At 43.5% G+C, this 10631-nt stretch carries 10 protein-coding genes and 1 pseudogene; 6 read left to right on the top strand and 5 right to left on the bottom strand.

Annotation, left to right across the window (positions count from 1 at the left end; translation table 11 throughout):
- Positions 1-169: 169 nt before the first annotated feature.
- Both P5674_RS20675 and gatC read left to right on the top strand, forming a co-directional pair.
- Positions 170-691: a photosystem I assembly protein Ycf3 gene (locus tag P5674_RS20675; protein WP_006617171.1), complete on the top strand. Its 522-nt coding sequence runs from the start codon at positions 170-172 to the stop codon at positions 689-691.
- A gap of 20 nt (positions 692-711) precedes the next feature.
- A complete protein-coding gene (gene gatC, locus P5674_RS20680) occupies positions 712-1005 on the top strand; it encodes an Asp-tRNA(Asn)/Glu-tRNA(Gln) amidotransferase subunit GatC (RefSeq protein WP_006617172.1) in 294 nt (97 codons plus the stop codon).
- Positions 1006-1066: 61 nt separating this feature from the next.
- Here gatC and P5674_RS20685 read toward each other — a convergent pair whose 3' ends face one another.
- Positions 1067-2056 (bottom strand): nucleoside hydrolase, encoded by a 990-nt coding sequence (locus P5674_RS20685; RefSeq protein ID WP_006617173.1) that lies wholly within the window; start codon positions 2054-2056, stop codon positions 1067-1069.
- Positions 2057-2064: 8 nt separating this feature from the next.
- Positions 2065-2880 (bottom strand): hypothetical protein, encoded by an 816-nt coding sequence (locus P5674_RS20690; RefSeq protein WP_006617174.1) that lies wholly within the window; start codon positions 2878-2880, stop codon positions 2065-2067.
- 114 nt (positions 2881-2994) lie between these two features.
- On the opposite strand from P5674_RS20690, the gene P5674_RS20695 reads away from it, so the two are divergent.
- Positions 2995-3129: a hypothetical protein gene (locus P5674_RS20695; protein WP_008052987.1), complete on the top strand. Its 135-nt coding sequence runs from the start codon at positions 2995-2997 to the stop codon at positions 3127-3129.
- A 13-nt stretch (positions 3130-3142) separates the two neighbouring features.
- On the opposite strand, the gene P5674_RS20700 is transcribed toward P5674_RS20695, so the two are convergent.
- Together P5674_RS20700 and P5674_RS20705 are read right to left on the bottom strand one after the other, a co-directional pair.
- On the bottom strand, positions 3143-3436 hold the full coding sequence (locus P5674_RS20700) for a TIGR03792 family protein (protein WP_006617175.1): 294 nt from the start codon (positions 3434-3436) through the stop codon (positions 3143-3145).
- Between the two features lie 21 nt (positions 3437-3457).
- Positions 3458-3982, bottom strand: a complete 525-nt coding sequence (locus P5674_RS20705) for a DUF937 domain-containing protein (protein ID WP_006617176.1) — start codon at positions 3980-3982, stop codon at positions 3458-3460.
- Between the two features lie 368 nt (positions 3983-4350).
- On the opposite strand from P5674_RS20705, the gene P5674_RS20710 reads away from it, so the two are divergent.
- The 3 genes and pseudogenes from P5674_RS20710 to P5674_RS20720 all read left to right on the top strand — a co-directional run.
- A complete protein-coding gene (locus P5674_RS20710; RefSeq protein WP_006617177.1) occupies positions 4351-6072 on the top strand; it encodes a sensor histidine kinase in 1722 nt (573 codons plus the stop codon).
- A 217-nt stretch (positions 6073-6289) separates the two neighbouring features.
- Positions 6290-8908 carry an ATP-dependent chaperone ClpB gene (clpB, locus tag P5674_RS20715; protein WP_006617178.1) on the top strand — a complete coding sequence of 873 codons (2619 nt, stop codon included), beginning with the start codon at positions 6290-6292 and terminating at the stop codon, positions 8906-8908.
- Positions 8909-8965: 57 nt separating this feature from the next.
- Positions 8966-9212: pseudogene (locus P5674_RS20720) on the top strand (transposase); the annotation flags it as partial.
- A 174-nt stretch (positions 9213-9386) separates the two neighbouring features.
- On the opposite strand, the gene P5674_RS20725 reads toward P5674_RS20720, so the two are convergent.
- Positions 9387-10556 (bottom strand): group II intron reverse transcriptase, encoded by a 1170-nt coding sequence (locus P5674_RS20725; protein WP_014276586.1) that lies wholly within the window; start codon positions 10554-10556, stop codon positions 9387-9389.
- Positions 10557-10631 lie beyond the last annotated feature (75 nt).

Here is a 10631-nt window from a genome sequence, read left to right on the forward strand (position 1 = left end):
GTTCTGCTGCTGAATGGGAGGGGTAGACCGTGAGGTCTATCTCGACCCCTAATAGAATACCCGGTTAGATTGCTCTAGCAATTAACGAAGGTGTAAACTTAATATTGGTTTTGCCCCTGATGCGGTAACTCCAAGCGATCGCCCCCCTACTGTGGAGATTCCTAATAATATGCCCAGAACTCAACGTAACGATAATTTCATTGATAAGACTTTTACGGTCGCGGCTGATATGCTTCTGAAAATGCTACCTACCAGCCGGGAGGCAAAAGAAGCCTTCGCCTACTATCGCGATGGAATGTCGGCTCAAGCTGATGGAGAATATGCAGAAGCTCTCGAAAACTATTATGAGGCTCTCAAACTTGAACAAGATCCTAACGATCGCAGTTATATCCTCTATAACATTGGTTTGATTCATACCAGCAACGGCGAACATGACCAAGCTCTAGATTATTACCATCAAGCAATTGAACTCAACCCCCGCCTTCCCCAGGCTCTCAATAATATTGCTGTTATTTTCCACTATCGCGGCGATCGCGCCAAAGAAGCCGGAGATCCCGATGCCGCAGAACAAGCCTATCGGGAAGCCGCAGAATACTGGAAACGGGCTATTCGTCTCGCTCCTAATAACTACATTGAAGCTCAAAACTGGCTGAAAACAACAGGCCGCAGTGATATTGATGTTTACTTCTAAATAGGAGTTTGATTACCAGCATGATTGACCGCGAAGAAGTCCGCAAAGTGGCTCACTTAGCTCGCTTACAACTACAGCCCTCGGAAGAGGAAAAGTTTACTAAGGAATTGAATGGTATTTTGGATTACTTTGAACAACTCAAGGAGCTGGATACCGAAAAAGTCGCCCCTACTATGCGGGCGATCGATGTCAGCAATATCACCCGTCCTGATCAACTTGAACCCTATCAAAATCGCGACGCTTTACTCGCCGCCGCCCCAGAACCTGATGGGGATTTCTTCCGAGTTCCTCAAATTCTCAGCGACGAAAATTAATCCTTTCAAAAATCGATAATCGGCAATGGGCAATCGGTAATCGGTAATTAATTATCAATTATCAATTGTCCATTATTAATGGTTTTAAATCTTCAACTAAAATGGCAAAAAACATCTCAGAATCCACTTCTGAGATCACCCAGCTATTAACATCTAATTTGGGTTTATGGGTGCGCTCAAACCAAGTTAGACCGCGAGTTGAGAGTCCTTGGGTTTCTATCTCAACCTGAGCCCGGTAAAACTTGAATAATTCCGGGTAGAATATATAAGCTATGGTAGCCGCATCATGCACTAAAAAACCAGGAATACCACGAGTGCGACGGTTTTTTAAAGCTGTTGTGATCATGAACTTCACCAAACCAACCATAAATTTTGCGATCGCACTTTGGGGATTAACTGCGGCTATGCGATCGCTAATTTCTGGGGTGAAAATTAAATGCTGGGTAACATCTAAGGAAATCATCACCAAATCATGGCGACTGGCGAAAACAGTAGCCGCCGCTTCCGGGTTATAAATAATATTAAACTCTCCATGGGGGGTAACATTTCCCCCCAAATGAAAAGAACCCCCCATAATCACAATTTCCCGCGCTAACTTGAGAATACCTGGGCGTATTTGTTCTGCGGCGGCTAAATTAGTTAAAGGGGCGATCGCTGCTATAGTAATTTCCCCTGGATATTTTTCTAAACAGTCAATAATCACCTGTGGCGAACCCAAAGCCTCCTCAAAATTATGGGTAGGCGGCGGTAAAGTATCCGACAAATTCCCGATACCATCATCCCCGTGAATATGACTAGCATTTCCCACCAAAGAATTAACCCCCATCACCCCACGACCCACCGTCACCCCATCCATTCCAGTCCAAGCCAGAACCTGACTAGCCGTGGTAAAAGTGCGTTGAGCCTCCACATTTCCTTCTGCAGTTGTCACCGCCACCAATTCAGCCATACCTTGGCTAACCAAACTTTGCAACCATAGCAAAGCGAACACATCATCCCCACCTGGGTCAGTATCTAAGAGAATTTTTCTCGGCTTTATTGTTAATGTCATATTGCCAGCTAATTCTTATTATTAGAATTGGGTTTGGGTGGACGAGGTAAATAATTATTACTCTCAGTTTTTTGCATTTGTTTAACTACCAAAAGCAAACGTTTTATATGAGGTTTAATAATTGTCTCGTTTTCATTAGATATGCGTTCTATTTCAGCCTGAATTTGAGACACATCACCCGCCTGCCGCTGAACAGGAGTTGTCAATTTACCCTGTTGATTTTGTAATAATGCGATCGCATTTTGTAACTCAATCACACTACCCTGTAAAGGGGCAATTTCCTGGTGAAACTGCTGTTCCATCTCATCCAAAGCCTGAGACATTTCACTCTGAAACGAAGCCACAGACTCCGTTAACACAGCCACCTGTTTTGACCCACGAACCCTCATCAATTCATCCTCACTTACAGGCTCTGGTAATTGGCTTTGTAGTGCCTCAATATCTCCCCTTAGTTGTTGGCGCAACCCCAAAATTGCCCGCACCGCCTTTTGTTCCAAAACCTCCACCGACTCCCTAACCTCAACCACATCAGCCTGAGTTTCCCCCATAGACTGTTGTAGGCGATGTCGGTTAGCAACATTAAGAGAGAGAGCCACAGTCAGAGGCGCAACCCCATAGAAAGCCTGACCCGAAAGCGCCACCACCACCGACCCAATAGCAGAACTTGCCAAAGAAATATATTCTGCCCACTCCAACCAGTGGCGCTGAGGTAAAGACGAGGCTAACAGATCAGACTCTGACGAATTAGGTTTGGGCATGGCAGCACTGTGATTATGGTTAAGTACAGATTGATTTGGGTGAGAAATCGGAGAAAACATAGCCATGATTTCAATTTAGGTTAAAAGTGAGCAGGTCGATTATGCTACAAGCAATTATGTTATAATCCCAGTCTAATCCGTAATTGTCCGATATGTTGCCTAGCAGGAGTTATCCGTTTTATGGAACCAAAACAAAACCAGGGATTCGCCAAAATTCGTCCATTTTTGAGTATTGCCACGTTTATCGGACTCCTGATTGGGGTAGGTTTACTGACCCTTAACCTTATGTTTGCCCTCATTGACAAATTCAGCTAATCTTCCTCAATCCTTAATGTAGGAACTTACGCACCTGATACTCATAGCTTTCAATAATCGGCATTTTCAGATCACCCATCGCTAGGTCTAGCTTTTCTAAGGCTTCTGTGGGAATGGATTTCCACTGTTCGCGAGTTTCCCAGCGAATTACTAGGATCACCTCTTCGAGTTTGGGGTCAACCCAAGTTTCCTTACCAATAAAACCCGGAAACTGCTTCAGTCCTTCCGTCCAAACCTGTTCATCCTTCTGAATAAAGGCTTCCCACAGTGTTGGGGGAACCTTAAACCGTAACCATTCAATCACCATATCATTAGACCAATTATCAGATTAGCGCTTAAAAAAGCTACTAGCTAGTCGCAGCACACCCGCAATATCAGCCTCTCCATCACCGGTACTATCTAAGAAACTCGTCAAAACCGGATTTTCGCCTTTTTGTGGATCTTGGCTATTAGTCCCAGTTTGCAAAAAGTTCAAAACCACAGGAACCAATAGGGGCAGCAAACTTCTAATAGTCTGAGCATTAACTCCGGTGCGCTGTTCGACCGCTTCAATCAGTCGATTTTGCGTTTGGGGAGAAAATAGCAATTGTAGCACAGCAGGATTCGCTTGGATACCACTATACTGATTAACAAAGGATTGTACTGACTCCTTGCCTTCCTGGTTGCACTTTTCCTTGAGTGCCGATCGCACATAGTCCCCCACCACAGACATCACCGCCTGGGTGGTTTCCGGAGACCCACCAAAGTTAACCCCTAGCTGTTGTGCCGTATTTATGAGATCATTAATTTGGTTAGTGTTGGCTTGCAGTGCTGGGTTATTCAATGCACCGACAATTTGATCAAATAGTTTCATGGACAATTACCCGTCATTCACTAAATTTACTTCTAGTGTACCCCTAGCGCCATCACCATGCCAAAACCAAAATTTGCAGATAGCCTGGGGACTATCAAAGTTCCTTGACCCATGCACACTGTTGAGCGTGCATCTCTCAACTTCATTAAGTTTATCAAAGGTTGCTCAAAATTGACTTATTAAAATGCTAGAATACTTGTCCAGTAGGTTCTCACCTTCTGCTCAACTTGATCCTGAATGTGCCGCCTGAATTATAGATACCGATAATAATATCAGACATCCCCAAAATCTAAAATTCTGACAGCCATCAGAACCGAGGGTTACGCCTGGTATTTTGTAGACCTTCCTGGCTAATTGTAAAGCAACGGATGCCTCAAACCTCACCCAAACCCAATTCTTCAAATACCCTAACTCCTTGGGGGTTGTCTCTGCCGTTTTTCAATAATTTGGGAATTCGGCAAAAAATTAGTAGTGGCTATATGATTGTTCTCGGTGTAGCCGTCGGGGGGGTGTTAACCGGATTTGTAGTTAACACAGTTCTCACCAATAACAGTAATAAACAGTTTAAGATTAATCACAACCAAGCCCATTTTTTAATTAACTTAGATACGAATATTTTTGACCTCAAAGACCAGCAAAAAAAGCTGGTTAATAATATCAACAACCCCGACAAAATCTTAATCATAATTTCCCAAATTAGGTCAGAAATTTTTCAATTACAACTGGCTCTGAACAATTGGCAGGAAGTGCCTAGCACCACGGACCCTAAAATCCAGCCAGACTATCAAAGATTACAAGAAATTTTGCAGGATTATAGCAGTGCGATCGCCATCTATACAGAGGAAATCAACCGGATATTTCAAGCAACAGAAACCGGGAACAACAGCCCAGAAAATCAACAAATCCTCCAACAGTCATTAAACAACTTCAACAACAGCCCGGCTGCCACTAACCTCTATAATTTATCTGGGGAAGCATTGCAGTTAGCGGTCAATTTTCGCGATCGCGCCGACTTAGCCTTAGTTGAATTACAAACCGGACAAAGTATCGCTCGTAACATTATATTAATAAGTTTATTAACCGCTATAGTTTTAGGTTGGTTACTAGCCAAATATACAGGTCAAGCGATCGCCGATCCCATTGAACAAATGATTAGCATTGCCGATCAAGTAGGAGAAGATTCCGATTTTGCCCTAAGAATTCCCCTAACCGAAGACCAAAACACAGAAATCGGCAAACTCACAACCACCCTTAACCAACTAATTAAACGAGTCGCACAATATACCGAAGAACTCCAAAAAGCCAAAATTGCCGCCGAAGCAGCCAACCGTTCAAAAAGTGTATTTTTAGCCAACATGAGCCATGAACTTCGCACCCCCCTAAACGCCATTATTGGCTATAGTGAAATGCTTCACGAAGAATCAAAAGATTTAGGCTACGATGATTTTTTACCCGATTTAGAGAGGATTCAAACCGCAGGAAAACACCTCTTAGACATGATTAGTGATATTCTCGACATCTCCAAAATCGAAGCCGGTCATGTCACCCTGTATCTCGAAGATTTTGCCGTGCAACAATTAATTGATGATGTGGTAGCCACCGCCACCCCCCTAACCGAAAAAAATCAGAACGCTCTCAAAGTCAAAACAGCCAAAGACCTCGGCACCATGTATGCCGACCTACCCAAAGTTAGACAAGTGCTATTAAACCTATTGAGTAATGCTTCCAAATTTACCGATAAAGGAACCATTACCCTGCAAGTTCAGCGAGTTACCAAAATTCCCAATGAGTGGAAAAAAGACACCTCCAATGCTGAAAGATTTGCCAGTGCTAAAACTCAGTATTTGGTTTTTCAAGTCAAAGACACAGGAATTGGCATGAATCAAGAACAAGTTCAACACATTTTTAAAGCCTTTATCCAAGCTGACGCTTCCACAACTAAACGATTTGGTGGCACGGGTTTAGGACTCGCCATCAGCCAACGACTTTGTGAGATTTTAGGCGGCGGCATTTATGTAAAAAGTCGTGAAGGAGTAGGCTCAACCTTTGTAGTTTGGCTACCAGTCCACGTCTCTGGTCAGTATTTGTAGCCACCATAGCTCTGCTGATCACTTCGGTGATCCGTACCCCGAAGGTTAGGAATAGAGAACTAATGCCCCTAGTCAATTAAGCTAAAGTCTATAAATAGTCGGACAGACTAAAACCTTGAGAAAATGATGGCATTCTTATCAAAATCTTCCGCCAAAGGTCCCCCATGGTTAATAGCAGTCAATTATGAGATAAAATCAGTATAGGAGGTTAGAAATTATGCAACCCACAGATCCGAGTAAATTTACAGAAAAAGCATGGCAAGCCTTAGCACAAACTCCCGATATAGTCAAACAGGCTCAACAACAACAAATCGAAACTGAGCATTTGATGAAAGCCTTGCTAGAGCAAGATGGACTCGCCAATAGTTTATTTAATAAAGCGGGAATATCAGTAGCTAAGGTCCGGGAAAGTACGGAAAACTTTATTAATCGTCAACCGAAAATTAAAGGAAACAGCACCAACGTATATTTAGGTCGCACTTTAGATACGCTGTTAGACAACGCTGAAGCCTACCGCCAACAATATGGAGATGAATATATATCCGTTGAACATCTGTTATTGGCTTACGCTAAAGATGCTAGATTTGGTAAAACTCTCTATCAAGAATTTCGACTAGATGAAGCGAAACTTCAACAAATTATTACCCAAATTCGAGGAAATCAAACTGTGACAGATCAGAACCCGGAAGGCAAATATGAAGCCTTGGAGAAATATGGACGCGATTTAACTGAAGCGGCGCGTATGGGGAAATTAGACCCGGTAATTGGTCGGGATGAAGAAATCCGCCGTACTATTCAAATTTTGAGTCGGCGGACTAAAAATAATCCGGTTTTAATTGGGGAACCAGGAGTTGGAAAAACGGCGATCGCAGAAGGATTGGCTCAACGTATTATCGCGGGAGATGTGCCTCAATCTCTCCAAGAAAGAAAACTAATAGCACTAGATATGGGCGCACTTATTGCTGGTGCTAAGTTTCGGGGAGAATTTGAAGAACGCTTGAAAGCAGTTCTTAAAGAAGTCACCGACTCTGAAGGTAAAATAATCCTATTTATTGATGAGATTCACACCGTTGTTGGTGCGGGAGCTACCCAAGGAGCTATGGATGCGGGAAACCTCCTGAAACCTATGTTAGCACGGGGTGAGTTGCGCTGTATCGGTGCGACTACTTTAGATGAATATCGTAAGTATATTGAGAAAGATGCAGCCTTAGAGCGGCGTTTTCAGCAGGTTTATGTTGATCAGCCTAATGTGGTTGATACGATCTCGATTTTACGAGGCTTGAAAGAACGCTATGAGGTTCATCATGGGGTGAAGATTTCTGATAGTTCTTTGGTGGCGGCGGCTACTCTGTCTACTCGCTATATTAGCGATCGCTTCCTTCCTGATAAGGCGATCGACTTGGTAGACGAAGCCGCTGCTAAGTTGAAAATGGAAATCACTTCTAAGCCGGAGGAACTAGACGAAATCGACCGGAAAATCCTCCAATTAGAAATGGAAAGACTGTCTTTGCAAAAAGAGAGTGATACCGCCTCCCAAGAAAGGTTAGAACGACTGGAAAAAGACTTAGCCAACCTGAAGGAAGAACAACGCACCCTCAGCGCTCAGTGGGAGTCGGAAAAAAATACAATTACCCATATTCAGTCCCTCAAAGAAGAGATTGATCGGGTTAACATTGAAATTCAACAAGCGGAACGTAATTATGATCTCAACCGCGCTGCTGAGTTGAAATATGGGACCATGGAAGCTCTCAAAAAACAACTCCATCAAGCTGAGTCACAATTACAAGATACTCAAACCGGAGGGAAAACTCTCCTCCGGGAAGAAGTAACCGAGTCTGATATTGCTGAAATTATCTCTAAGTGGACGGGGATTCCTATTAGTAAATTAGTCGAATCTGAGAAGGAGAAATTACTGCATTTAGAAGATGAGTTACATCAACGGGTAGTGGGACAGGATGAAGCTGTAACAGCCGTCGCTGACTCTATTCAGCGATCGCGCGCTGGTCTGTCAGACCCTAACCGACCCGTCGCTAGTTTTATCTTCCTCGGACCAACGGGAGTCGGTAAAACTGAACTAGCTAAGGCTTTAGCCTCCTACCTATTTGACACCGAAGAGGCGATCGTTCGTATTGATATGTCTGAATACATGGAGAAACATTCCGTTTCCCGCCTTTTGGGAGCCCCTCCCGGATATGTCGGTTATGACGACGGAGGACAACTCACTGAGGCTATCCGCCGCCGTCCCTATGCTGTTATTCTCTTTGATGAGATAGAAAAGGCTCATCCTGATGTCTTTAATGTCATGCTTCAGATCCTTGATGATGGTCGAGTTACCGATTCTCAAGGTCGTACTGTCGATTTCAAAAATACTATCATTATTATGACCAGTAACATTGGGTCGCAGTATATTTTGGATATTGCTGGCGATGATTCTCGCTATGAGGAAATGCGTCACCGGGTTATGGATTCTATGCGATCGGCTTTTCGTCCAGAGTTTCTTAATCGCATTGATGAAATTATTATTTTCCACTCTCTCAAACCCCACCAATTGCGCGAAATTGTCCTCCTACAATTAGGCAATCTTTCTCAGCGCCTAGAGCAGCATAAAATGTCCTTAAAATTGTCTGAGAGCGCCCTGGACTACCTAGCTGATGTCGGTTTTGACCCCGTTTATGGAGCCCGTCCCCTCAAACGAGCTATTCAACAGGAACTAGAAACACAAATTGCCAAAGGCATTCTTCGGGGAGAGTTTAATGATGGAAATACCATCTATGTTGATGTCGAAAATGAGCGGCTTTCTTTCAATAAATTACCCAGAGAACTAATCATCAAGTAAGAAACTCAATTTTAACTGATTCTTTATCCTTAACAATCACGAGGTTATTTAAAATATATAATTCCAACATTGAAGCCAGGTCAGACTCTAGTATTGGACAATGCAACGTTTCATAAAGGGGGGCGGCAGGCTGAACTGGTGGAGGCAGCTCAATGCCGTTTACTCTATCTTCCGCCTTATTCGCCAGACCTCAACAAGATAGAGAAATGTTGGTCGTGGTTGAAAGCCCGCATTCGCCATTGCACGTGAGCAGTTTGATTCTCTCGATGATGCCATGGATTCTGTTCTCAAGGCTGCGTCCTAACCGTATTGACTATTGCTATAAATAACCCCCCTAATTTCCTCGCATGAGTCAACCATAACACTTCAATATTTACCATGATTAGGGGTCGAGATAAACTTCACAGCCTACCCCTCCCATTCAGAACCGTGCTTGAAAGTTTCCCTTCACACGGCTCCTAGTCCGATTGTCTCTTTGTTAAGAGTACAGCATTCGCTCCTCATCGAGGGCTGTTTTATCATCGCGGGTGTGGCGGTGTAACAGTTGAAGGTTCTTGTATTCATCCTTTCCGCCTTGGCTTCTGGGATGTATGTGGTCTACTTCAACTAGGTCTGATGGGGTAAAGTATTGCCCGCACCAGGTACACCTGCCTTTTTGCTTTTTGAGTAGTTTGGCTACCCTTGTCGGTGTGTCAATTGCTTGTCCTTTCCTGGTTGCCCAGTAAGTCCAGTTTCCGTCGTATGGTGTTGCGTCAGGGCGAATTAGGGTGTGTCTGACAATCGGAGTGTAACTGTGTTTCCATAGTGTTAATCCATCCTCGGCTTTGAATAACCAAGTTTCATGCCTTTCTTTCCCGTTACTGAGTTTGACCGTTCCCGGTCTAAAGTATTTCCTCAGTTTATCGTGACTTGCCTTTCCGCATCTTGAATCTGTCCATGCCCGTAACATTAGCCAGATTGTGTAGTCTAGCTTATTGAAGGTCTCGGTTGAGACGACCCCTGAATAATAATTTGTCCACCCTCTTATGATTGGGTTTAGCTTACTTATCAGGGTTGATTTGGGTGCGGTTTTATGTCGTTTGATTACACCCTTTATCACTTCTGTGTGGGCTTTAACTGCTTTCTTGCTGGGTTTGATGTGAGTCAGGAACTCTTTGACTGCGTTTTGGTTTATCTTGCCAGCTTTATGTCTTCCTGCCGGGTATTGCCTGATGTTGAAACCTAGGAAATCAAATCCTTGTTCTTCTGTTTTACCTTCATATTGTATGGGTTTTAGTGTATGACACACTCTTGTCTTTTCAGGTTTGATTTCTAGCCCCACCGGTTTTAACCATTCGGAAATTGCAGTTTTGCACTGTTCAATGATTCTTAGGTCTTTGGATATGACTACAAAATTATCGGCGTATATTACTAACCTTGCAAAAGGTTTATTATTAGTTCCTTGTGGATACATTATTTCTACTAACCTAGCCATCCCATCCAGTGCGATATTGGCGAGTATTGGACTTATTACCCCTCCTTGTGGTGTCCCTGCTTCCGTATCCTCGAATACGCCATTGTCTAGCACACCCGCTTTCAACCATTGTTTCAGGTCTTTCTTCAGGCTGCTTGGACATCGAATTTTGGACAATAGGTAATCATGGTTCACGGTAAGAGCATTTTGCTATAGCACTAGTCAATACGGTTAGGACGCAGCCTTGAGAACAGAATCCATGGCATCATT

Source organism: Limnospira sp. PMC 289.06 (assembly GCF_032350395.1).
Lineage (GTDB): Bacteria > Cyanobacteriota > Cyanobacteriia > Cyanobacteriales > Microcoleaceae > Limnospira > Limnospira platensis.

What these genes read in the sequence shown, in the direction of transcription:
- P5674_RS20675 (WP_006617171.1), top strand. Translation starts at nt 170, where the DNA reads ATGCCCAGAACTCAACGTAACGATAATTTCATTGATAAGACTTTTACG.
- gatC (WP_006617172.1), top strand. Translation starts at nt 712, where the DNA reads ATGATTGACCGCGAAGAAGTCCGCAAAGTGGCTCACTTAGCTCGCTTA.
- P5674_RS20685 (WP_006617173.1), bottom strand. Translation starts at nt 2,056, where the DNA reads ATGACATTAACAATAAAGCCGAGAAAAATTCTCTTAGATACTGACCCA.
- P5674_RS20690 (WP_006617174.1), bottom strand. Translation starts at nt 2,880, where the DNA reads ATGGCTATGTTTTCTCCGATTTCTCACCCAAATCAATCTGTACTTAAC.
- P5674_RS20695 (WP_008052987.1), top strand. Translation starts at nt 2,995, where the DNA reads ATGGAACCAAAACAAAACCAGGGATTCGCCAAAATTCGTCCATTTTTG.
- P5674_RS20700 (WP_006617175.1), bottom strand. Translation starts at nt 3,436, where the DNA reads ATGGTGATTGAATGGTTACGGTTTAAGGTTCCCCCAACACTGTGGGAA.
- P5674_RS20705 (WP_006617176.1), bottom strand. Translation starts at nt 3,982, where the DNA reads ATGAAACTATTTGATCAAATTGTCGGTGCATTGAATAACCCAGCACTG.
- P5674_RS20710 (WP_006617177.1), top strand. Translation starts at nt 4,351, where the DNA reads ATGCCTCAAACCTCACCCAAACCCAATTCTTCAAATACCCTAACTCCT.
- clpB (WP_006617178.1), top strand. Translation starts at nt 6,290, where the DNA reads ATGCAACCCACAGATCCGAGTAAATTTACAGAAAAAGCATGGCAAGCC.